The 23,152-nt window shown below is 61.3% G+C and carries 20 protein-coding genes and 2 tRNA genes; 6 read left to right on the top strand and 16 right to left on the bottom strand.

Annotated elements, in window-relative coordinates; all coding sequences use genetic code 11:
• Positions 1-126: 126 nt before the first annotated feature.
• Together CK226_RS03055 and CK226_RS03050 are read right to left on the bottom strand one after the other, a co-directional pair.
• Positions 127-1,374, bottom strand: a complete 1,248-nt coding sequence (locus CK226_RS03055) for an OmpP1/FadL family transporter (RefSeq protein WP_095772868.1) — start codon at positions 1,372-1,374, stop codon at positions 127-129.
• A gap of 358 nt (positions 1,375-1,732) precedes the next feature.
• On the bottom strand, positions 1,733-4,516 hold the full coding sequence (locus tag CK226_RS03050; protein WP_095790974.1) for a valine--tRNA ligase: 2,784 nt from the start codon (positions 4,514-4,516) through the stop codon (positions 1,733-1,735).
• A gap of 266 nt (positions 4,517-4,782) precedes the next feature.
• Between CK226_RS03050 and CK226_RS03045 the strand changes: the two genes are divergently transcribed.
• Complete coding sequence (locus tag CK226_RS03045) at positions 4,783-5,415, top strand: VOC family protein (RefSeq protein ID WP_095790973.1); 633 nt, start codon at positions 4,783-4,785, stop codon at positions 5,413-5,415.
• A 59-nt stretch (positions 5,416-5,474) separates the two neighbouring features.
• On the opposite strand, the gene CK226_RS03040 is transcribed toward CK226_RS03045, so the two are convergent.
• The 6 genes from CK226_RS03040 to CK226_RS03020 all read right to left on the bottom strand — a co-directional run bounded on the left by CK226_RS03040 (position 5,475) and on the right by CK226_RS03020 (position 9,784).
• Complete coding sequence (locus tag CK226_RS03040) at positions 5,475-6,299, bottom strand: PopZ family protein (protein WP_095790972.1); 825 nt, start codon at positions 6,297-6,299, stop codon at positions 5,475-5,477.
• A 305-nt stretch (positions 6,300-6,604) separates the two neighbouring features.
• On the bottom strand, positions 6,605-8,005 hold the full coding sequence (locus tag CK226_RS03035; protein ID WP_179295841.1) for a TolC family outer membrane protein: 1,401 nt from the start codon (positions 8,003-8,005) through the stop codon (positions 6,605-6,607).
• A 165-nt stretch (positions 8,006-8,170) separates the two neighbouring features.
• Complete coding sequence (locus tag CK226_RS03030) at positions 8,171-8,839, bottom strand: protein-L-isoaspartate O-methyltransferase (RefSeq protein ID WP_095790971.1); 669 nt, start codon at positions 8,837-8,839, stop codon at positions 8,171-8,173.
• Positions 8,840-8,930: 91 nt separating this feature from the next.
• Positions 8,931-9,004 (bottom strand) — tRNA-Cys (locus CK226_RS03025).
• A gap of 155 nt (positions 9,005-9,159) precedes the next feature.
• Positions 9,160-9,315: a hypothetical protein gene (locus CK226_RS34720; RefSeq protein WP_179300950.1), complete on the bottom strand. Its 156-nt coding sequence runs from the start codon at positions 9,313-9,315 to the stop codon at positions 9,160-9,162.
• Positions 9,316-9,496: 181 nt separating this feature from the next.
• The gene (locus CK226_RS03020; RefSeq protein ID WP_095772873.1) at positions 9,497-9,784 is read right to left on the bottom strand and encodes a hypothetical protein; all 288 of its coding nucleotides are present in this window, start codon (positions 9,782-9,784) and stop codon (positions 9,497-9,499) included.
• Positions 9,785-10,004: 220 nt separating this feature from the next.
• Between CK226_RS03020 and CK226_RS03015 the strand changes: the two genes are divergently transcribed.
• Positions 10,005-10,079 (top strand) — tRNA-Asn (locus CK226_RS03015).
• Between the two features lie 255 nt (positions 10,080-10,334).
• On the opposite strand, the gene CK226_RS03010 is transcribed toward CK226_RS03015, so the two are convergent.
• From CK226_RS03010 to CK226_RS02995, 4 genes are all read right to left on the bottom strand, one after another.
• Positions 10,335-12,380, bottom strand: a complete 2,046-nt coding sequence (locus tag CK226_RS03010; RefSeq protein WP_095790970.1) for a flotillin family protein — start codon at positions 12,378-12,380, stop codon at positions 10,335-10,337.
• A 1,248-nt stretch (positions 12,381-13,628) separates the two neighbouring features.
• Positions 13,629-13,919, bottom strand: coding sequence for a hypothetical protein (locus CK226_RS34715; RefSeq protein WP_179300949.1), 291 nt, complete (start codon positions 13,917-13,919; stop codon positions 13,629-13,631).
• Positions 13,920-14,565: 646 nt separating this feature from the next.
• Complete coding sequence (locus CK226_RS03000) at positions 14,566-14,766, bottom strand: hypothetical protein (protein WP_095772875.1); 201 nt, start codon at positions 14,764-14,766, stop codon at positions 14,566-14,568.
• Positions 14,767-15,032: 266 nt separating this feature from the next.
• Positions 15,033-15,395 carry a hypothetical protein gene (locus CK226_RS02995; protein ID WP_095787489.1) on the bottom strand — a complete coding sequence of 121 codons (363 nt, stop codon included), beginning with the start codon at positions 15,393-15,395 and terminating at the stop codon, positions 15,033-15,035.
• A 222-nt stretch (positions 15,396-15,617) separates the two neighbouring features.
• Between CK226_RS02995 and CK226_RS02990 the strand changes: the two genes are divergently transcribed.
• Complete coding sequence (locus tag CK226_RS02990; RefSeq protein WP_095790969.1) at positions 15,618-16,049, top strand: cupin domain-containing protein; 432 nt, start codon at positions 15,618-15,620, stop codon at positions 16,047-16,049.
• Positions 16,050-16,146: 97 nt separating this feature from the next.
• Here the strand turns inward: CK226_RS02990 and CK226_RS02985 are convergent, their stop codons facing one another.
• Complete coding sequence (locus CK226_RS02985; protein ID WP_019858596.1) at positions 16,147-16,602, bottom strand: carboxymuconolactone decarboxylase family protein; 456 nt, start codon at positions 16,600-16,602, stop codon at positions 16,147-16,149.
• A 274-nt stretch (positions 16,603-16,876) separates the two neighbouring features.
• Here CK226_RS02985 and CK226_RS02980 point away from each other — a divergent pair, with 274 nt between their 5' ends.
• The 3 genes from CK226_RS02980 to CK226_RS02970 all read left to right on the top strand — a co-directional run bounded on the left by CK226_RS02980 (position 16,877) and on the right by CK226_RS02970 (position 18,679).
• Positions 16,877-17,635 (top strand): copper homeostasis protein CutC, encoded by a 759-nt coding sequence (locus CK226_RS02980; RefSeq protein ID WP_245437640.1) that lies wholly within the window; start codon positions 16,877-16,879, stop codon positions 17,633-17,635.
• Positions 17,632-18,120: a GNAT family N-acetyltransferase gene (locus CK226_RS02975; protein WP_095790967.1), complete on the top strand. Its 489-nt coding sequence runs from the start codon at positions 17,632-17,634 to the stop codon at positions 18,118-18,120. Before CK226_RS02980 ends, CK226_RS02975 begins: the two co-directional genes overlap by 4 nt.
• A gap of 61 nt (positions 18,121-18,181) precedes the next feature.
• Positions 18,182-18,679, top strand: a complete 498-nt coding sequence (locus tag CK226_RS02970; protein ID WP_095772880.1) for an SRPBCC family protein — start codon at positions 18,182-18,184, stop codon at positions 18,677-18,679.
• A gap of 1 nt (position 18,680) precedes the next feature.
• Here the strand turns inward: CK226_RS02970 and CK226_RS02965 are convergent, their stop codons facing one another.
• From CK226_RS02965 to CK226_RS02955, 3 genes are all read right to left on the bottom strand, one after another.
• Positions 18,681-19,703, bottom strand: a complete 1,023-nt coding sequence (locus tag CK226_RS02965) for an acyltransferase (RefSeq protein WP_095791081.1) — start codon at positions 19,701-19,703, stop codon at positions 18,681-18,683.
• A gap of 267 nt (positions 19,704-19,970) precedes the next feature.
• On the bottom strand, positions 19,971-20,768 hold the full coding sequence (locus CK226_RS02960) for a xanthine dehydrogenase family protein subunit M (protein WP_095787485.1): 798 nt from the start codon (positions 20,766-20,768) through the stop codon (positions 19,971-19,973).
• Positions 20,769-20,780: 12 nt separating this feature from the next.
• Positions 20,781-23,129 (bottom strand): xanthine dehydrogenase family protein molybdopterin-binding subunit, encoded by a 2,349-nt coding sequence (locus tag CK226_RS02955; RefSeq protein ID WP_095790966.1) that lies wholly within the window; start codon positions 23,127-23,129, stop codon positions 20,781-20,783.
• Positions 23,130-23,152: the final 23 nt, after the last annotated feature.

Raw genomic sequence — 23,152 nt, 5'->3', positions numbered from 1 at the left:
AATCGCAGCGGGCGATCCCAGTGCGGCTTATATACAACGCAGCTTGGATACCGGAGGCACCGACAATGTCGGTTCCAAACAAAAAGGCCGAGCATTGCCCGGCCTCTTTGTCGAATTCTCAATAGGTTAGAACTTGATCTTGATGCCGCCGGAAATTGCCGTGACCAGATCGTTGCCGAAGTCGTAGCTGACGTCATTGCCGGCCACATAGCCGTTTTCGCCATTCACTGTCCCAGAATGGCCGCTGGTCAGCACGCCGATCGCACCGGCCAGACGAACCTCGATATTGGGCTGGGGCGTATAGGCGACGCCGCCACCCACGGTCCAGGTATCGGTCTGTGAGCCATAGCCGTGTGACGTGCCGCGATCCCATGAAAGCTGGCCGGCCGCACTCCACTGATCGTTGAACTTGTGGCCGATGCCGCCCGTGACAGTCCAGCCGTCGCGATACATCAGATCCAGCGAGGTGATCTGGCCTGAATGCAGAGCATCACCCGTAACGCAGGCCGCCGAAGGAGTGCCGACCACGCAAATCGGAACACTCTGCAGCAGGCTCCAATTGACCCACTTCAGCGAGCCGAAGGCAAGCCAGCCGGGAGCAATGCCCGATTGCAACTTAAACTCGACCGTGTCCGGCATGTATTGTGTCGAGCCATAGATCGGCAGCACGACACTGCCGACATGCGTCAGGTCCAGCGTGCCCGAGATATTGTCGAGCTTGACCCGCGAATTGTAGACGAGGCTGGCGCGCAGCGCGATGTCAGGGATTTCATAGGCAAGGCCGGCGCGCCAGCCCCAGCCGGTCCCTTTGAGATCAACCTGACCGGTGCCCTGGAAACCCGGTACCAACGGCGACACCAGGTCTTTCTTGAAACCGTAGACTTCCTGGTAATACACGCCGCCGATGAAGCGAATCTGGCCTTTGCCGGCATCCATCTTGTAGGAGCAAGTCGTCGCGTAGTTGTTGCTCTTGATATCGGTTTCCATGTTGGATTCGGCGCCGGCCCACAGACCCGGGTTGGTGTGCGCGCCCCAAGGCTGGGAATAGTCGAACATACAGTCGACACCCTGAACGATCTGCGCCTTGACGCCGATGCGCGGCACCCAGTAGCTCTCGCTGTCCTTCGCCGTGCTGCCCAGGAATGTCAAATTGCCGTCGAGCGGGTTGGTATCCACCGCATTCTTGAGCTTGCGCTGCGGCATAACATAAGTCGATTCCGCTTCCGTTGCGAACGGCGCCGGATCGAACAGAAGATCGATATCGTAGCCGCCACGCTCAATGCCGCCGGCATGCGCCGAACTCATCGCCGTCCCGATCAAAGCCAGCGAAAAGCACCCTGCCCCCAGCAGTGCTTTCAGTCGCACAATAGTCATGAATGTCCTCCCCGAATTCGAGTGCATCAAGCTAGAACCAATTCGGGTTAACGGTGCAATAACGAATTCTTGGAGCGTACATGTACATGCTTGCCAAACGCATTTCCGACAAAATGCGGATAGGCACCGCAAGGCCGAAAAACGGCCAGACGCGTGCTTATCCGACCGAAAAATAGGGAAGATTCGTTCCAAAAGGCTTAAAAATAGCTCTTTTCACGGGCTTTCGGCCCCATTGTTACATTATGGCAACAATGGGGCTAAAACTTCCGTTTACGTCAAAATTACGCAACGGAATGCCTACTTTCGAGGCAAAAAGGGCCGTCATTTTAGAGACGGCTAAAGTCCAGCGAATCTATCCTCAACCGGCATCGCGAACCCTGGTCAACGCCACCGAGAGCTTGTCCTGCGCGTCGCGATATTCGGCGAGCTTTTCGCGCTCGGCGTCGACGATCTCGGCCGGCGCGCTGGCAACGAATCTTTCATTCGATAGCTTCTTGTGCAGGCGCGCTATCTCCTCGGTCACCTTGGCCAGTTCCTTCTGCAGCCGGGCAGCCTCGGCGGCGAGATCGATCAGGCTGCCGAGGGGCAAGCAGATCGTCGCCTCGTTGAGGACGATCTGCGCCGCGCCCTTGGGCGCCGCGTCGGCCAACGAGATGTCGCCGACGCGGGCCAGCCGCTTGATCGCCGAGTCCTCGCGAACCAGCCGCTCGCGCGTCACATCATTGGCGCCGACCACGACCAGCGGCGCGATCGCCGCCGGCGGCACGTTCATCTCGGAGCGCACCGAGCGGATGCCGGACACCAGGTCGACCAGCCAGTTGATGTCGGCGGCGGCATCCGCGTCCTCGAAGTCCGGCGACGGCCAGGCGGCGTGACACAACAGCGAGTCGCGCTCCTTGCCCTCGCCCGCCGTTTGCGCCCACAGCTCTTCCGTCATGAACGGCATCATCGGATGCAGGAGCTTGTAGATTTCGTCGAGCACGAAGGCGACGCAGGCGCGGCTCTCGGCCTTGGCCGCCTCGTCCGTGCCCATGAACACCGGCTTCAAGAGTTCCAGATACCAGTCGCAGAACAGGTTCCAGACGAAACGGTAGGCAGCTCCTGCCGCTTCGTTGAAGCGGTATGAGGTGATGCCGTCGGTGATCTCGCGCGCTGCCCGCGTCAACTCGGTCAGGATCCAGCGGTTGACCGCAAGCTTGGCGTCATTCAGCCAGAAATCGTCGTTGCGCGCGACTTCGTTCATCTCGGCAAAGCGCGTCGCGTTCCACAGCTTGGTGCCGAAATTGCGGTAGCCGGCGATGCGCGCCGGGTCGAGCTTCACGTCGCGCCCTTGCGCCGCCATCACGGTCAAGGTGAAGCGCAACGCATCGGCGCCATATTCATCGATGAGGTCGAGCGGATCGATGACGTTGCCTTTCGACTTCGACATCTTTGCACCGTTCTTGTCGCGCACCAACGCGTGCACATAGACGGTGTGGAACGGCTCCTCGTCCATGAAATGCAGGCCCATCATCATCATGCGGGCAACCCAGAAGAAGATGATGTCGAAGCCGGTCACCAGCACGTCGGTCTGATAATAGGTCTTCAGTTCCGGCGTCTGGTCCGGCCAGCCCAAAGTCGAGAACGGCCACAGCGCCGAGGAGAACCAGGTGTCGAGCACGTCCTCGTCGCGGGTCAGTATCTCGCCCGGCTGGAAGTTTTCCAGCTTGTCCTCGACCCAGGCCTTCCACGGGCCTTCGAGCGCCAGGTAATATTCGATCGCCGCGCTCAACGCCTCTTCCTCGGTCTTCTCGACAAAGACGCGCCCGTCAGGCCCGTACCAGGCCGGGATCTGGTGGCCCCACCACAGCTGGCGCGAGATGCACCAGGGCTGAATGTTCTCCATCCAGTCGAAATAGGTCTTTTCCCAATTCTTCGGCACGAAGTTGGTGCGGCCTTCGCGCACCGAGGCGATTGCCGGCCTGGCCAGTTCCGCCGCGTTGGCGTACCACTGCTCGGTCAGGAACGGCTCGATCGGCACGCCGCCGCGGTCGCCATGCGGCACGGCATGGCGATGCGGCTCGACCTTGTCGAGGAAGCCGCCTTCTTCCATCAGTTCGACGATCTTCTTGCGCGCGACGAAGCGGTCGAGCCCGTCAAGCTCGTCCCAGACGGCCTGGCGCTCCGGTGTCGCATCGAGACCGGCGAGGAAATCCTCATTGTCCTTCAACTTGATGGCGGCTTCGATGGTCAGGATGTTGATCGCCGGCAGCTTGTGGCGCTTACCGACCTCGAAGTCGTTGAAATCATGCGCCGGCGTGATCTTGACCGCGCCCGAACCCTTTTCGGGGTCGGAATACTCGTCCGCCACCACTGGGATTTTTCTGCCGACGATCGGCAGCAGGACGTTCTTGCCGACCAGATGCCGGTACCGCTCGTCATCCGGATGCACGGCCACCGCCGTATCGCCCAGCATCGTTTCCGGACGCGTGGTCGCGACCGTGATGAAGGTTTTCGGATTTTCCGGGTCGAAGGTCGCGCCCTCCAAGGGATAGCGGAAGTGCCAGAGATTGCCGTTGACCTCCTGCTGCTCGACCTCGAGGTCCGAGATCGCGGTCAAAAGTTTCGGGTCCCAGTTCACCAGGCGCTTGTCCTTGTAGATCAGCCCTTCCTTGTAGAGCGTGACAAAGACTTCGAGCACGGCCTTGGACAGGCCTTCATCCATGGTGAAGCGTTCGCGCGACCAGTCGGCTGAGGCGCCGAGCCGCTTCAGCTGGTTGAAGATGGTGCCGCCGGATTCGGCCTTCCACTCCCACACTTTCTCGATGAACTGTTCACGCGTGAGGTCGCGGCGATGGATCTGCTTCTCCATCAGTTGCCGCTCGACCACCATCTGCGTGGCGATGCCGGCATGGTCCATGCCGGGCTGCCACAGCACGTTCTTGCCGCGCATGCGCTCGAAGCGCACCAGAATGTCCTGCAGCGTGTTGTTGAGCGCATGGCCCATATGCAGCGAGCCGGTGACGTTGGGCGGGGGAATGACGATGGTGAAGGCTTCGGCGCCCTCCTCCGCTCCGGCGCCGGCGCGGAAGGCGTCCGCCTCTTCCCACACTTTGGCGATCTTCGGCTCGACGGTCTTTGCGTCGTAGGTCTTTTCAAGCATGGGGAAACGGTCCGCGCTGTCGGGATTTTTGCTGGTTCGGTGTAAATCGGAAGGTCTTGGCCAAGTCAACCGCAAGGGCCGCCTCGGTTCATGAGAAGCAAATAGGTGTGTCCGCGTTCATTTCAACGGAAGGTCGTGGCGTTCGGCAATCGCACCTTGACCGCCAGCCGTCGCAGCCATACCGTGCGGGCGCTGCAGTAGGGCGCATCGGCTTCCAGCCGGAGGGGCATTGCCCGCCTACGCCACCTCAACTCCACAATGCGCCCATGCCGACCCTCGAACACCACAAGAAACAGGCCAAGCTCTATCTGAAGTGGCATCGCGAACGGTATTATCCCGTCGCCGCTGTGATTGGATGGCTCCTGCCGCGTTTTCACCATCTCAGCGACGGCCAGATCCTCGATCACGGCTTCAAGCTTGCCGATGCCCAGGAACTCGTCGCCAGGAAGTCAGGTTTCGAGAGCTGGCAGGCGCTGAAGGAAGGCCTTCAAACCGTGACCGATCATTTAGCAACCGACGCCGCAAAACCGCATCTCGCCTTTGCCGAGCCACAGCTCTTTGTCTGCGACATCGTAGCGGCCTGTAGTTTCTACCGGCAAAAGCTCGGCTTCGAGACGCGCTACACCTATGGCGAGCCGCCCTTCTACGCCCAAATCATCCGCGATGGCGCACGGCTCAACCTGCGCCATGTCGACAAGCCTCCACTCGCCGCCAGTTCGACCGATGACCTACTGGCGGCGACGATCGTTGTCGACAACATCAAGGCTCTATTTCTGGAGTATCAGGCGGCCACGGCCCCGTTCCACCAGACATTGCGGACCGAACCCTGGGGCGCCCGCACCTTCATCGTCAAAGACCCCGACGGCAACCTCATCTGCTTCGCGACCAGCGCTGGCTGACCTCGTCGACAAAAACGCCGCCTCATGGGCGGCGTTTCGAGAGTGATCGTTGGAGGAGATTACTGCGCGCCGCGCGCGACGCGCTCGATCTCCTCGCGCACCAGGCGCTCGACCAGCGTCGGCAGATTGTTGTCCAGCCAGTCCTGCAGCATCGGCCGCAGCATCTCCTCGGCCATCTCGTCGAATGTCTTCTTGCTGCGGCTGGCAAAGGCGTCGGACAGCTCGCCGAAGGCCGCCGCGACCTGCCGGCCCGCATGTTCGGAAAGGATTGCCGGGCGCGCCGCGGGCCCATCGCTCGCCGCCGCCCACGCCTGAGCGGCGTCTGCAGGAGCCTCGCTCGAAGACGGCCGTTCGAACGCAGCCTCCACCACCGGTTCGCTCGTCGGCGTCTCGGGTTGGGCGACCGGCTTGCGGATCGCTTTCGCCTGCTCCCCGACCGCCGCGATCTCGCGCCGCCAATCGGCAACGATGGCATCGCTTGTCGCGCTGGCCTGCGGGGCGGCCGGCGCTTCGGTCGTGGCGGCGGGCGCCGGCTCGGCGGCGATCCTGGCGCTGACCTCGGCAAGCGTCATCGACGGCTTGAGCGGCACGGGATCGGCGCGCGTCTGCGATTCCACGCGCGCGATCACCGGCTCGGGCGAAGGCGGCTGGATTTCCGTGAGCGCGCCCGGCTTTCTGGCTTCGGGGGCTGCATGTAGCTCGGCGCGAAATGCATCGACATCGGCGGCGGGACCTTCGCCCGGCGACGGCTCCAGATCCTGCCGCAGCTCTTCGGCCTCGCCCGGCTGCTTGCGACCGTTGTCGCTGTCCTCGATGATCCTCCTGATGGAAGCCAGTATCTCTTCCATGGAAGGTTCGCGTTGTGCGCTGCTTGCCGTTGCCATCGTCACATCCGCCGCCCTTGTGACCTGTTAGTTCTTTCGCTCCGGCAGAAGCCGGATTCGAATCATGGCGACAGCGTAACCGACGGATCGCCCAACGAGAATCCCCAATCTGGGGACATGTGGGATTTCAACAGATTAGAAGCAATTCCGGGAAAAGTGTGAAAACGGGTTTCCTGGGGAAAGCGCGCCGCGCGCTCCCTTCGGAATCGCGCAAGTGCAAAGAGACAGGCGCAATTCCGAAGCAGAACCGGTTTTCAAGCAAGGTTGCGCTCGGACTGGCCCGACATAAGTCGGGCCGCCGGCGCTTAGCGGCCGTCCGGCGTGCGCAGGCCGATCCATTTGTCCTTGACGGCGTTGTAGTGCTCTTCGGGCTTGTACTTGGTGACCTGCAAGGCAAGCCGGTCGACCGACAGGCGACCCATCGCCGACAGGATGGCATAGCTCGCCACCACCACATCGTGTTCGGAATTGGCCTGGTTGATCTTCGCGGTGATGACGGCGGCCTGCGCGTTGAGGACGTCGAGCGTGGTCCTCTGGCCGACATTGCGCTCTTCGATGACGCCGTTCAGCGCCAGTTGAGCGGCATCGATCACCTGCCTGTTGGCCGAGACGCTCTGCTGCGCGGCGGTGTATTGCGACCATGCCGTAGCAACGGCCTGGCGAACCTGGTCGCGGCTGACGTCGACCTGGATGCGGGCCTGGCCAAGCGATTCCTTGTTCTGCCGCACGACCGCCGAGGTCCGCCCGCCCGAATAGATCGGAATGGTCAGCGTCGCGCCGATATTCGCCGAGGTCGAATTGCCGTTGGTGCCCGAGATGTCTGGAATGGCCTTGCGGTAGTTTTCCGAGATGCCGGCCGACGCCGACAGTTGCGGCAACAGCGCGCCCTCCGCCGACTTCACCGAGAACGCCGCCGCGTCGACCAGATGTTGCGTAGCGAGAATGGCCGGGTGTTCGTTTGCCCCGATCGCAATCGCCGCATCGAGGCTCGACGGCAGCAGCCTGCCCAACGGCGAAGCGGGCTTGAGCTTGCCCGGCTCGTCGCCGACCACCTGGTGGTAGGTTGCGGCGCTGGCCAGCGCCTGCGCGCGGGCGGCACTGAGCGAGGCCACCGCCGAGGCGCGCGACGCATCGGCCTGCGCGACGTCGGTGCGCGTGCCCTCACCAACCTCGAAACGCGAGCGCGCGGCACGCGCCTGCTCGGTCAGGAACTGCAGGTTCTGTTCGGTCAGCACCGCGATCTGCCGATCGCGGATCACGTCCATATAGGCCGTGGCCGCGCTGAACAGCGTGTTCTCTTCGCTGTTGCGCAGGCTCTCGACCGACGCCTTGACCTGGGCTTCAGCCGCCGCGACGTTGTTTTTCGTCTGAAAACCGTCAAACAGCGACTGGTTGATCTGAATGCCGTAGCCGCCGCTCGTCAGCTTCGAGTTGCCGCCGCCATTTGCCTGGCGCGTGTTTGTATAGTCGATGGAAGCCGATCCCGTAATCGTTGGGCGCCAGCCTGATTTGGCGATGGCCACGCCTTCGTCGGTGACGCGCACGCCGGCGCGGGATGAATTCAGCGTGGAATTGTATTGATAGGCCTTGGCGAGCGCGCCGGTGATGGTTTCCGCCGACGCGGTTAGTGGGGACAGCGCGGTCGCGGAGACGAGGACGGCGGCAAAAAGGGTCTTGGATACAGACGGCACGAGTACATCCCTCATTCGTTTTCCATGGGAACTTCGCCGCGCCAGCTTCTCGTCAGAGCAGCCGGAGTGGCGTGTTTCGTTCCCTGTCACTCGGTCCCAAAGTGCCCCCAGTCTGGGATTAGCAACGATTGTTCAAATGTAAGCGACCATGACAAAGCCTCTGCTGCAAGGCTAAATCATTCAGAATTCAAAAGCATGCTCACGTTCGAATCCCGGTAGTGGCTTAATTGCCGCATTAAATGCCCTTCTCCCGGTTACAACCCCCCCAGCCTTGAAAAAAAGTCGCGCCACGCCGGAATTGCCACGCCCTTCGACCGCGACGAGTCGGCCGCCTTCGGCCAGCTGATCGAGCAATGGCGCCGGCACTTTCTCGACACTGCCGCCGATGAAGATGACGTCATAGGGTGCCTTGGCCGCATGGCCCTGCGCCAGCGCATCCTGGACCACGGTCACATTGCCGCAGCCAAGGCCGGAAAGGGTCGATGCCGCGGTTTGCGCCAGCGCCGAATCGCTTTCGAGCGCCACGACCGACCTCGCCAGCCGCGACAGGATGGCCGAGGCATAGCCGGTGCCACAGCCGACATCGAGCGCCGAATCGGTCGCATTGATCTCGGCCAGCTGCATCAGCTTGGCCAGCGGCGATGCTTCCATCAGATAGCGCGCGCCATCGGCGCCATCGGCAATGCGGATGTCCTCGTCGATATAGGCGAGATCGCGCTGGCGGTCGCCGACGAAAACCTCGCGCGGCACGGTAAGCATGGCCTCCAGCAGCGGGGCGCTGGTCACGTCGGTGGTGCGAACCTGACCGTCGACCATCTTGACGCGAAGCTCGGAGAAATCAGCGCTCATGTTCCAACCAATCCGCTTGCCGCGCCAGAACCGCGGTTCATTTCGATGAGAACGTCAGGCTCCGGCGCTGAGCGCGCGGGAGCCCGGGTATTGGAGGCCTCGCCCGGAATCGAACCGGGGTGCAAGGATTTGCAGTCCTCTGCGTAACCACTCCGCCACGAGGCCTCGTTGCTCCCGGCGTTCCACCCGGTTCCAATAGGTTGCGGCGAAAATGGCGTCAAGCGGCCACCACGCATTCCGCGCGGTTTCCTCTGCAAGAATCCGACCCTCCACATCGAGCGCCGTGGCCACGGTGGGTCACGGCGAATATTAGACGATCATTAAGTATAGCAGCAGATCACGAGAAACTCCACGCCCTCGCCACCGTTGAGAAACGAGGAGGACTTCGCCATGCGACCGGCAGCGCCGAACACCGGAAGGAACGCCTGGGACGGCTTGTCGCGATCAGCACGCGAGGCATTGCTGCGCCATGCCATCGACTGCCTTGCGATAGATGGCACCGCCAGGCTTTCGCCGCGCGACCGCGCGCGTCTCGCCTCGGCTGCCGCCGTTCTCAGGGAAATCCGCGAGGATTTGGAGAGAGGTGTGAACCGAAAAGCGGATTCGCCAAAATCCGAAACACGAACAAGGGCATGACGACGCGGAAGGATGGCACGGTCAAAGGCCCGGCTTGGTACCCGTCGTTCCATCCGGCCGACGCCGCCGCTCCCACCAAACGACGAAGCGACGCCGGTGGCGTCGCACCATGGCGAATTCATAGGAGAGCACCAGCAATCCGATCGGAACCATCCAGAAGCCGAGGATCGGCAGAAAGCCGAGAATGCCGCCGATGGTCAAAAGAATGCCGATCGTGATTCTGAGGCCACGCGATTGCGGCATGGTGAATTCGCGCCCGAAAATCGAGATCTTTCGTGCCGGTATCCGGTTTTCGTCTGCTGCCGTCATCGCAATGGCTGCCCATCTGGTCGCTCGAAAAAGCCTATTTACGAAAGCCGCGACCGCCGTTTCGGTTCCGCGCCTATCGCCAAGACGGCTAATATGAGGGCGGACGCCGCCGATTGCGAGAAACCGTCGCGCGAAAAAGTCTCGGAAAAAAGCGAAATGCTTCTTTGCAAAGCCGAAAGGTGTTTGCTATAGGCTGCGCCACTTGCTGAAGAGCATCCGTTCCCCGGTAGCTCAGTGGTAGAGCAACCGGCTGTTAACCGGTTGGTCGCTGGTTCGAATCCGGCCCGGGGAGCCAAACATTTCCAAGCACTTGGCTATGATGTCTGCGTGAGCGCGAAATTGCGCTTTTGCCTTTGGGGCTATGTCTGGGGCAATAATTGCGAGTCTCCCGTCGCTTCCGATCGTGATGTTGCTTTCGCACGCGTTCCTGCGCGACTATCCAACTTTCAATGAAAGGGGCTAGACTAGAAGCCCGCTACCATATTCCTCCTCGCCGGGGTATGTTTCGGCAGGAGCGCAAAATGGGCCGGTACAACCGGCCCATCCCCAATCATTCCTCCTCAACGGATTCCGGGATTGCATCCGGAATGTTTTGCCGCCCAACACGGTCGGCAACGAGCATCGAAAGCATCATCTCGACAAGGCCATTGGCGGCCCCCTTCTCGCCACCGGTAGCGCCGATCTGGATCTGCGGCACGAGCGGCAGCCTGCCATTCTCGATCGCCTCAGCGAAGCGCATGAGAACCTGCGAGTTGAGCTGATAGTCCGGGCCGCCGAAGGCCGCGACCTTCTTCTCGGTTGCCTCGGCCTCCGCCAGACCGATGGCGCGCACCTTCTCGGCCTCCGCGAAACCGGTCGCCTTGATGCGTTCGGCATCGGCAAGCGCCACAGCCTTGATCATGTCGGCCTCGCCCAGGCCGGCCAGGCGTACCTTCTCGGCCTCTGCCTTGGCGGTGACCTGAATGGTTTCCGCCTCCTGGCGAGTGCGGGCGAGTTGCGCCTTGCCCTCGTTCTCACTGATTTCGATGGTAAGCGCCGACGTCGTGATCTTGGCCTGCTGTTCGGCGAGCGCCTCCTTCTCACGCAACGTGCGTTCCTGAGTGGCCGCCCTCTCTTGCAATTTATAAGTCTCGACCTTTTCGACCGCGATCTGGCGCTCGCGCAGCTGGATCAGGATCTGCTCGATGCTGTTCTGGCCATTGGCGGCACGGGGGGTGCCAATCAACACTTCCTGCAGCTCGAGACTGTAGGAGTTGAATTTTTCGCGCATCTCCTCGCCGGATTTGCGCTGGATATCGCTACGCTCCTGCAGAAGCTGGATCAGCGTCTTCGTCTGGGCGATATTCTTGAAGTAAGCCGAAACCATCGGATCGAGCGTTTGTTCGACCAACCGCTTGATGTCACCGAAACGCTGCACGACGAGCGGCGCCTTCATATAGTCGATATGCACCACGACGGAGAGCGGCAGCACAGGCTCGAACGCATCCTTGGTGATCAACGACACCTCGGACAGGTTCTCGTCCAGCCTGTGTTCGCCAAACTGCTCCTTCGTCCATTTGAGCACGAAGTTGGTGGTCGGTACGGTGATGATTTTGCCGGCATAGGTATTGAACGCATACTTGCCTGGCAGCAGCGGCGTCGACCAGACACCGCGCGCGCCGATTTCGACCAGCTCGCCGTGGCGGTATGCCTGCCCGGATATGTCCGTGCCGTGGCGGCCATTGTAGGAGACGACGACACCCACCGTGCCAACGTCGATGATCGTCTTCTCGACCAGTTCGACAGTCGCGAAAATGCGATTGAGGAAGTAGCTGCCGTCGGCCAGCACCTGCAACTGCCGGCCACGGTAGCCGCCGGCATTGAGAAACTTCTCCGGGTCCTGAAAATTGTTATGGAAGTTCGGGTCGTTCGGATCATTGGCGACGGTCGGCGCGATGATCTCGCCGTCCGGCAGCGCCGGACCGTCATGGATGGTGACGATGCCGATCATGTCCTCTGCATTATGGATGACGACTGGCTCAAAGCCGCCCCGCTCAGAAATCATGCTCGACATATTGGCAAAAAGGCTTTGTTCCGACGAACTCAGATTAACGGCATAGATCGACTGGGCGGTGAGCACGATGAATTGTGCGAGATTGATGGCATAGGTGCCTTCACGCAAGATCTTGCGTTGAGGTCCTTTCTGTCCGCCTTTTTCGAGAAAGCCGCGCACATCCTGGAAATCATCGGCGTCGGTGTTGGAAGCAAGTGTCTGCGTCGGAGGCAGCGGCTTGCCATCGCGGGCAAAGACATAGCCGATCTGACCCTGCGGGATGGTGACAAGGTTGGCGCGATGCATCGAATACTGGAACGGCATGAAGAAATGCAGGCCGCCGCGCACGACTTCCGGCTGGTAGCCTGCCTCACGGTTGAGCGCAATGAAGCCGCTGCTGACGGAGCCGCGAAAACTCCATAGTTTTTCCAAGATGCCGAGCCTGTCGTTTGGGATGTAGCGGACCACGCCGCTCCACCACAACAGGATTGCCAGCGCGATGACTAGTACCGCTACTTCGATCGCCATCCATTCCATCGGGCCGAGATATTGTAGGGTTTCCATCTCTTCTCTCCTATAGGGCGCGCAGGTTTGTTCACCCAACGGCCACCCGGTTGGTGTTGATTGATGAAGCGGGGAGATCGCGCACCGACACGCTCGACGCACTAAGGGCGTGTCGAACGCTTGGGCTGCTCAGTATCGGAAAGTGACCGCGCGTCCCGAGTCCCCAGTAAGGGCAAGCGCAGCCGTGAGCGATGTTACATCGGTGTTGCCTTGATAGACAATGGATGAAGTAGGGATAGCGCCTACAGGTTTAAAGATATTTCGCGAGGAAATCGTAAAAGTATTTCCAACGCTGTCGCTATTTCGAAAACATTGGCTTTAGAAATTGGCAAGAGCGCGAAATCGCGCTCTTGACGGGTCAGAACCGTCGGAAGGTTCTGGCGTAGTTTCGAGGGGGATCAGCAGCTCGTAGTTCGCGGTTTCATTCGGCCCGGGGAGCCAAACATTCTCAAGCACTTGGCTATGATGTCTGCGTGAGCGCGAAATTGCGCTTTTTCCTTTGGGGCTACGTCTGGGGCTATAATTGCGAGTCTCCCCGTCCTTTCCGGTCGTGATGGCGCTTTCGCACGCGTTCCTGCGCGACTATCCAACTTTCAATGAAAGGGGCTAGCGCGATGCCATCCAAGGTTTGGAATGCCGTTGCGTCTGGGGCAGTTGGGGTCGTCGGCGGGACCCTCACCACCGGTGCTTTCGGATGCCTCAACAAAAACCGAGAGCTCGACATCGAGATGGTCAGAGTCTGGCTTTCGATTTTTGGCATGAGAAGACAAGACACTTCCCTGTCAGGCCGAAAATTCGCCTAGCCATTCGACTGCTCCGCATCGCGAAGGTTCTAGGCGCCGCAGGGCACCGCGTCATGGACCAAGTAGAGCGGGAGATCGCCCAATGACCGCTCACGTCGGCACGTGGGACCTTTCGGTATGCCGGCGGGGATGAACCCGCGCGAATGCGCCGGTCAGTCGAGAAGCGTCTGAACGGCCTCCTAGACCGCGCCATGGGCCTGATTGCGTCCTTCGTTCGCATGTTTCTACAATATTAGCATGGACGCATATACTTGCCATGCGGCGCCTGGAGCGGAGACCCAAATGGGCGGCTATAAGGCCTGGCATGATGCTATTCACGACCATCAGGTCGAAAGTTTCGCTTCGGAGAACGGTTTGACTGCGGACCTGGTCTGGGAGTTGATCCTAAAACACGGTAACAGCCGCAAGGCCGTGATCAAAGCTGCGCAGGGTCTAAAAGGTGATGTCAGGCGACACGGCCGATCAGCACCCTGCCCGCCGACCCGCCCCGGACGATGAGCGTGGCCCGACGAAAGCAATAGCCGGCTTGCTCCAATAAGCCGCGATGGGCCACTGTCAGGTCGCTCGCTTGGCGCTTTCGAAAGTCGGTTTCGGCTTGCGCACGATTTGCAGAATCACAGCCATCCATGGCATTATATTCGTGACCGCTAATATGAAGGGCGTCGACTTCGTGAGACATTCCGAAACCGTCAGTTTTTGAAGCAGGAGCATGGCCCCAACTGTAGAAATCAGCCAATCCCTAGGCGAGTGGGTTGTTACGATCGTAACAACGGACGGCAACACCTATTCTAGAGCCTTCGAACGTGAGTCCGATGCGATCGCTTTCGCTGTCAATCAGCGTTTGCATCAGGAATTGCAACTTCCGCCGCCCGACTAGTCGCCCTGAACTGGCACCTTGCTTAGGCCTTTGTCCTCCTGGACTGGCCTGGGGTCAGGAAGCCATCCCTTATCAGGTCCAACGCGTCGAGCGCGTCTTCACCCAACAAGTTTGTCAAGGGCACTCCACCCACGCGCACAACCTTGTTGTTGTCTATGTCGTAGACTTCCCAGAGGCCATCATTGACCCTTCGGATTGCGTGCCGTCGCTCCATAAGGAGTCTCTAATAAACGAGTCACCGAAGCGCCAGCAAGAAAACTCGATCGAAAGAGTTAACGGTGGAAAACCATGCTCGCTTTGGCAAACCCCTGCGAATGACCCGCAAAGAGGCCGCGTCAAATCAGATCAAACTGGCAATCAGCTCTTCCACGAAGGCGAGTTCGCCGGCGCCATCACCCCAAATCGTCCAGCACTTCCGAAAGGGAGCTGGTTTGCGTTTGTAGTCGACCGGCGCGGTGCTCGACCTTAAGGGCAAACAGGATGGCGAAACATGCCGCCGCCTTGGCTACCAGGCCAAACGAACTATCTGGGAAAGCTCGGCAATGTCGCCATAGATCATCGATCCCTTGACGAGCAAACATTTGTTACCGAGAACCTTGGAGAGTGGGCTCGACGCGGTGCAAACCGGCCGGTCCCTGTCCTTGGCCTCGGCATAGCCGATGCTGATGGCAAGGACAGCGATAGCAATGAGTGTCGTCTTGGTCATATTGGGCCACCCACCAGCGAGTCTCTGCAAAACATAGGACGTGAGTATTTATTAGCACCTACTCATATTAGGCTTCATCCATCAATTAAATGAAGCGAACCCATCTTCGATCGCGCGCTAAAGGTAGATCAAAGCCGGCGGAGACCAGAGAGCGGCCCGGGGCGAGCGCAATAAAAATCGCCGCTTCACCATTGCTTTCCAGGGAGCTTGCGATGGATTACGTGGAACGGCGAGGAAGCCTGCGGAGCCATCCCACGGCGCCCCCCTCACGCCATACCGACAATGCTCTGCGCATGGGCATGGAGCTGTTGGGCCGCTCGCTGGTATTCGATCGCGTCGCCGCTGCAAACAACCAGGAACTGCGCCGCGAACTCGTGCGTATTTGTAGCCGGGATGGCAAGGATGGCCTTCACGATCTCCGACATGTCTTGATAAACGCGTTTCAGATCGCGGTCGGAAATGTCCAGGGAGATCGAATTCGTCAGTGCCTCCCAGCGCCGAAAACCCGCCAGGATGGGACTTTCGTTCGAGTTTGCGGCAAAAATCTTTTCCGCCGCAGCGGCCCCCATGGGCGGAAAGGAGACCATCGTGCCTACCACCGTGCGTCTGGTCATTGCATCAAACATCATGTCCGAGCTCCTACGACTGAACGCAATTCTGTAGGGCCGGCGATCGGGCGGCACATTGTTCTGCGTCAAATTCCGGCAAGCTGCCCGACGCGGAGCAGGCGGAATATGAAGGAAGTCTTCGGCTGGCTGGTCGATTGAGCCATTCATCGCAATGTCGAACGCCACTCCCGCTTGCACGCGGTTGTCCGCCGCGCGATAGATGCCTCGGTTCGGGGAGGTATCATGCGCAAAATCCTGATTTCGGTTCTGCTGGCCGCGGTTGCGCTTTACGCGAATTGCGCTCTGGCACTGGACAGCAGCACCGCGCCTGTCGTCGTCACCCCGCTCGCATCACGCACGACCACCGCTTCCGGCCAGCCGATCACGCTGCCGCAGAAGAACGTGCAGGTGCTGGTGTCGAGCTATGACATCGCACCGGGCGCGACCTTGCCGGTGCACCGGCACCCCTTCCCGCGCTATGCCTATGTCGAGGCCGGAACGCTGAAGGTCACCAATGTCGAGACCGGCAACAGCAACACCTACAACACAGGCGATTTCATCATCGAGATGATCGGCCAGTGGCATCAGGCCACGAACATCGGCGATGGCCCGGTCAAGCTCCTGGTGATCGACCAGGTCGAGCAAGGCGCCAAGAACACGGAACTGCGGCAGTAGCCAGGCGTCACGCTCATGTGGCGAAAGGCGGGAGGCAACGCGCCGCCCGCCTTCCCGCTCCGTATCGGATGACCATCCTGCAGCGCAGGACCGGTGCTCAGCCCCAGCTGCCGACCATCTGTCGTGTCGTCGCATTCAGCCGGTTGAAGGCGTTGATCAGGGCGATCTGGACAACCAGCGCGGCGAGGGCCTTCTCATCATAGTGGCGGGCGGCTTCGTCCCAGACATCGTCCGGCACCGCGTCGGGCCGGTCGGCAAGCCTCGTGCCGGCCTCGGCCAGCGCCAGGGCGGCCCGTTCGGCGTCGGTGAAGTAGGGCGTCTCGCGCCACGCAGCCAGCGCAAAAATGCGCTCGTCCTTCTCGCCGGCCTTCTTCAGTTCGCGCGCGTGCATGTCGACGCAGAGGCTGCAGGCATTGATCTGGCTGGCGCGCAGATGAATGAGCTTGCGCGTCACATAGGGTATGTCGGCCGCTTCGGTCGACTTGTCCAACGCCAGCAGCGCCTGCAGGGCGCCTGGGATGAGCATCACGGGATTCTTGAGTCTAGCTTGCATGGTCTTCTCCTTTTGAAGCGTTTTCGTCAGGACGTGTTTTGCCGAGCCCGGAAGCAACGCATCCGGGATTTTCAGCAGATGGAATTTCGGCTGCCGCCGCACGGCCACCGGTCAATCCATAACCGTGTAGCTATGGGTTATTCATAACTACACAGTTATAGGACTGTCAAGCCGGGAAATGTCGGCTGGTCCAAATGGCGGTGCGCCGTTCACGCTTTCGCGCCAGCCGCCCGGGTGCTAGGGCTTTGCGCAACATCATGAACTGGATCGCCCCTTGACCACGCAAACCCGCCTGCCGCTGATCGAAATCTGTGTCGAAGGCATCGATGGCCTGCTCGCCGCGCAGGCTGCCGGCGCCGACCGGGTCGAACTGTGCGCCAGCTTGGTCGAAGGCGGCATCACGCCGAGCCTCGGCACGGTGCGCGCGGCTCTCGATCAGGCGACAGTGCCGTTTCACGTCATGGTACGGCCGCGCGGCGGCGATTTTCTCTACAGCGAGACCGAATACCGCTCGATGCTCGCCGATGTCGCGGCGCTGCGCGATCTCGGCGTGCCGGGCGTGGTGTTCGGCTGCCTGAACGCCGACGGCACCATCGACGAGAAGCGCATGAGCGAATTGACGGAGGCCGCCGGCTCCCTGAACGTCACCTGCCATCGCGCCTTCGACATGACACGCGACCCGGCCGAGGCGCTGGAGGCGCTGATTGGCTGCAAGGTCGGCCGCGTGCTGACCAGCGGCCAACGCGACACCGCGATCGAAGGATTGTCCATACTGGCGGATCTCGTGCGGCAGGCCGGCGACCGCATCATCATCCTCGGTTGCGGCGGGCTCGATCTCGGCAACATCGCCGAGGTGCGCCAAAGAACCGGACTGGCCGAAATGCACTTTGCAGCGCTGAAGGACGTGCCAAGCGCCATGCACTACCGCAATCCCAAGGTTGGCATGGGCGGCTCCAATCTCGATCGCGAATACCGCAACACAGTGACCGACACACCGCAGGTGGCGGCGACGATCGCGGCGGCCAAGGCATGACCACCCCGATAGACCGCATAGCGCAAGGCGACGAAGCGGACATACTGGCGCTCAACAACGAGCATGCCGCCGAACTGTCCTGGCTCGAAGCCGAGCGGCTGTCGTTCCTGCTCGGCGAGGCGTTCTACGCACGGCGCATCGGCGATCTCGAGGCCTTCATCATGACCTTCGACCAGGAAGCCAACTACGACAGCCCGAACTTCATCTGGTTCCGCGAACGCTACGAACGCTTCATCTATGTCGACCGCGTCGTCGTGGCGGCGCATGCAAGAGGCCGCGGCCATGCGCGCCGGCTCTATCAGGACCTGTTCGAACATGCCGAACGCGCCGGCCACACGCTGGTCACCTGCGAGGTCAACGCCGATCCGCCCAACCCCGCCTCGGACGCCTTCCACGCCGCGCTGGGCTTTGCCGAGGTCGGCGAAGCAGTGATCCACGGCGGCAAGAAAGCGGTGCGGTATTACGTCAAGCAGATCGTCGCCTGATTGCTGGCCACATAAAGAAGACGCGCCTAATATAAGCGTTCCACCAAATGGAGGAACCGCGATGCCAAGCAACGTCTTCCGCTTCGACGAAAGCTGGGACATTCCCGAAGGCACGCCGCAGCAAGTGTGGGACGTGCTCTCCGACGCTGAATTGCTGCCGCTCTGGTGGGGCGAGGTCTACAAGGAAGTGGTTCCGCTCGACCGCAAGGGCAAGGCGTCAGTCGGCTCGCGGGCAAGGGCGCGGGCGCGCGGCGCCCTGCCCTATGAGTTGAACTTCATCATCGAGGCCGCAGAACTCGAGCCGGGCCGGCTGGTCGTCGTGAAAACCTTTGGCGACTTCGACGGGCTGTGGCGGGCCGAACTCTCGCCGTCGGGCAGCGGCACCCATGTCCAACTGACCTGGCAGGTCACTGTCGAGAGGCCGATCCTCAAATTCCTGGCACCCCTGCTGCGGCCGGCCTTCGCCTGGAACCATCGCTGGACAATGCCGCGCGGCGAAGCCGGCCTGCGGCGCTATCTCAGGCTCGCAACAACAGTGCCTCGGCGCGATGACGCCTGAATCACCAATTGCGGTTCAGCCATTCACGCGCCGGCCGCTCGATGAGGTAATAGCTGCAGAGCGCGCAGGCAAAGACACCGGCCAGCATCGGCCACGGACTGCTGCCTTGCTCGTAGACGAATTTGTAGAAGGGCTGCTGCCACAGATAGAGTGAGTACGACCACAGGCCCAACGTCGCCATGGGCCAGGACGAGAGCAATTTGGAAAAGATTGGCGTGCTGAAATCGAGCGCATTGACGGCCAGCGCCAGCAGCGGCACCGCCAGGAGATAGTGGATCGGCGTCGGCACCGGGTCCATGAACAGCAAAACCGCGACCGCCGCCGCTGCCAGGGCGATATAACGCCCCTTCAGCACCTCCGGCAGCCGGCCTTCGGCCTTGAGCAGGCAGATCGAAGCCGACAGTAGGATCGAGGCGATGTGCACATCGGTGCGCCAGTAGGTAGCTTCGTAATCCAGCCTGAACACCCAGTACGACACCGCGCCATTGGCCATTGCGAACAAGGCGAGCGTCACCAGCAAAGGGATGACGAGATTGCGGCTGGAGACGAGCGCGCTGATCAACGCCAGGATGATGTAGGCATGCTCCTCGACACAAAGCGACCAGATATGGTCGAGCGCTCCGGCGCGGGTGACGAGAATTCCGGCGTAATTGTAGGTGAATGTCAGTGCCGTCAGCGCCGCCTTCCACTTGAAGGCGACGAAGGTGCCGGAAAGCGCGATCATGGCGATGACGACGAAGACCAGCAGTGCCGGGTAGATGCGCGAAAAGCGGCGTTTGAAGAACTTCTTCAGCGGATAGCGTTCGATGAACAGGATCTCGCCCATCAGCCGGCCGCTGAGCACGAAGAAGAATTCGACGCCGAGCACGCCCAGATTGATTCCGGGCACCGGGAAAAAATGCCCGATCAGCACCAGGGCGATCGACAGGCCGCGCCAGCCATCGAGATAGGCCAATCTTGTTCTGGCCGATCTGTCGACGGCGGATCGGGACGGAACCATCTGGGTCGCGGTAATTTCGGACATGCCGATCCTTCGCATTGGCATGCGAAAGGGCACGGCGGTACATGTCCGAACCCGGCTCGCATTCCCGCCCCAACCCATACTGCAGTGCAATATAGGTTTGTGCAAGTGCGAGATTGGCAGCGACGCAGTTCCTTGGGCAGCAGGCTGGCGGAAATGCCTCGAGCAAGGGAGCGGCCGCGTGGCGGAATTCCTTCACGAGCCGCACGGCTACACTGCCGCATACAAAAGGGGCCAAGATGGCCCCTTTCATGTCGGCAACCGATGCTGTCAGGCGTTAGCCGCTGCCACCGCGCGCTTGGCCATGACTGCGATCAGGTTGGCGCGGTAGTCGGCGGAAGCGTGGATGTCGCTCATCAGGTTCTTCGCCGGCACTTTCACGCCGGCGAGCGATGCGGCGTCGAAATTCTTCGCAAGGGCTGCCTCGATCTCCTTCGAGCGGAACACGCCGTCGTCACCGGCGCCGGTCACCGCGACGCTGACGCCGTCCTTGCCCTTGGCCACGAACACGCCGACGATCGCGTAGCGTGAGGCCGGGTTACGGAATTTTTCGTAGGCCGCCTTTGCCGGGGCGGTGAAGGAGACCGCCGTGATGATCTCGCCATCCTTCAAGGCCGTTTCGAACAGCCCTTTGAAGAACTTGTCGGCCGATATCTCGCGCTTGTTGGTGACGATGGTGGCGCCCAATGCCAGAAGGGCCGCCGGATAGTCGGCCGCCGGATCGTTGTTGGCGATCGAACCGCCGATCGTGCCCTTGTAGCGCACCGCCGGATCGCCGATCAGCGATGCCAGATGGGCAAGCGCCGGGCAGGCCTTCTTGAGCTTCTCGTCGTTGGAGACGTCGAAATGCGTGGTGGCCGCGCCGATAGTGACCGTCTTTCCCGACACCTTGACGCCCTGCATCTCCTTGATGCGCGACAGATCGACGAGATCGGAAGGGGCCGCCAGCCGCGTCTTCATGGCAGGTATCAGCGTCATGCCGCCGGACAGCAGCTTGGCGTCGCCGCTCTTCACCAGCTTGGCGGCATCCGCAACCGAGGCGGCGCGATGGTAGTTAACCGAATACATGGTTGTTCCTCCTCAGTGCTTCGCGGCGCGGATCGCGGCCCACACGGTGGGCGGCGAGGCGGGCATGGCGATGTCGGCGATGCCGATGGCATCGGTGATGGCGTTGATCACCGCCGGCGGCGAGCCGATGGCGCCGGCCTCGCCACACCCCTTGATGCCGAGCGGGTTGCCCGGGCATGGCGTGTTCGAGGTCGAGACCTTGAACGACGGCAGGTCGCCCGCGCGGGGCATCGTATAGTCCATGTAACTCGCGGTCAGCAGCTGTCCGCTGGCGTCATAATGGGCGCCCTCCAGCAGCGCCTGGCCGATCCCTTGCGCGATGCCGCCATGCACCTGGCCCTCGACGATCATCGGATTGATGATGTTGCCGAAATCGTCGGCGGCCACGAATTGGACGATCTCTGTCGTTCCGGTCTCCGGTTCGATCTCGACCTCGCAGATGTAGCAGCCCGCCGGGAAGGTGAAGTTCGACGGATCGTAGAAGGCCGTTTCCTTCAATCCGGGCTCCATCCCTGCCGGCAGATTGTGGGCGGTATAGGCGGCCAGCGCCACCTGGAACCACGGCACGTTCTTGTCGGTCCCGGCAACCTTCAGCGCACCGTTCTCGATGACGATGTCGCCCTCGTCGGCTTCGAGCAGGTGGGCGGCGATCTTCTTGGCCTTGGCCTCGACCTTGTCGAGGGCCTTTGATATCGCCGACATGCCGACCGCGCCCGAGCGCGAACCGTAAGTGCCCATGCCCATCTGCACCTTGTCGGTGTCGCCATGGACGATCGAAACCGAATCGATCGGTACGCCAAAACGCTGGTTGACCAGTTGCGCGAAGGTCGTCTCGTGGCCCTGGCCATGGCTGTGCGAGCCGGTCAGCACCTCGATCGTGCCGACGGCATTGACCCGCACTTCGGCCGATTCCCAAAGGCCGACGCCGGCGCCAAGCGAGCCGACCGCCGCCGACGGCGCGATGCCGCAAGCCTCGATGTAGCAGCTCATGCCGATGCCGCGCAGCAAGCCCTTCTTAGCGGCCGCCGCCTTGCGCTTGGCAAAGCCGGCATAATCCGAAGCTTTCATGGCCGCGTCGAGCGAGGCGCCATAGTCGCCGGCGTCATAGTTCATGATCACCGGTGTCTGGTGCGGGAAGGAGGTGATGAAGTTCTTGCGCCGCAATTCGGCAGGCGACACGCCAAGCTCGCGCGCCGCCGCTTCCATCGTGCGTTCCAGGAGATAGGTGGCTTCCGGCCGCCCTGCCCCGCGATAGGCATCGACAGGAGCCGTGTTGGTGTAGACCGTGCGCACATTGGCGTGGATGGCCGGAATGTCGTACTGGCCCGACAAGAGCGTCGCGTAGAGATAGGTCGGCACGCAGGACGAGAACAGCGACATGTAGGCGCCGAGATTGGCGATCGTGTCGACCTTCAGCCCGGTGACCCGGTTGTTCTTGTCGAAAGCCATTTCCACCGTCGAGACATGGTCGCGGCCATGCGCGTCGGAGAGAAAACTTTCGGTGCGGTCGGCGACCCATTTGACCGGCACGCCGGTTTTCTTGGAAGCCCACAGGCAGACGATCTCTTCGGGATAGATGTAGATCTTGGAGCCGAAGCCGCCGCCGACATCCGGCGCGATGACGCGCAGCTTGTTTTCCGGCGCGACATTGTAGAAGGCGCTCATCACCAGCCGCGCGACATGCGGGTTCTGTGATGTCGTCCAGCAGGTGTAATGGTCCTCGGCCTTGTCGTAGTGGCCGAGAGCCGCGCGCGGCTCCATGGCATTCGGCACCAGCCGGTTGTTGACGATCTTCATGCGGGTGACATGCGCCGCGGCCTTGATCGCCGCGTCGGTCGCCTTGGCATCGCCGATCTCCCAGTCGAAGATCAGGTTGTTCTCGGCCTCGGCATGGATCTGCGGCGCGCCCTTTTCGAGCGCCTTGGTGGCTTCGACGACGGCCTTCAATTCCTTGTAGGTGATCTCGACCGCCTCGGCCGCATCGCGGGCCTGCCCCTTGGTCTCGGCCACGACGATGACGACGGCGTCACCGACATAGCGCACCTTGTCGACGGCCAGCGGCGACCAGGCGCCCATCTTCATCGGCGAACCGTCCTTGGAATGGATCATCCAGCCGCAGATGAGGTTGCCGATGCCGTCGGCCTTGAGCTCCTTGCCGGTCAGCACGCCGATGACGCCGGGCATGGCTTGCGCTCGTTTGACGTCGATCTTCTTGATCTGCGCATGCGCGTGCGGGCTGCGCACGAAAGCCGCATGCTTCATGCCGGGAACCACCATGTCGTCGACATAGCGACCGGCGCCGGTGATGAACCTTTTGTCTTCCTTGCGCGCCACCCGAGCGCCAACACCTTCAATACCCATCAGAAATTCCTCCCGAATTTAAG

This window comes from Mesorhizobium sp. WSM4311, from assembly GCF_002295115.1.
GTDB lineage: Bacteria > Pseudomonadota > Alphaproteobacteria > Rhizobiales > Rhizobiaceae > Mesorhizobium.
The sequence above is the reverse complement of the archived record's forward strand: the minus strand, read 5'-3'. Positions and strand labels throughout refer to the sequence as shown.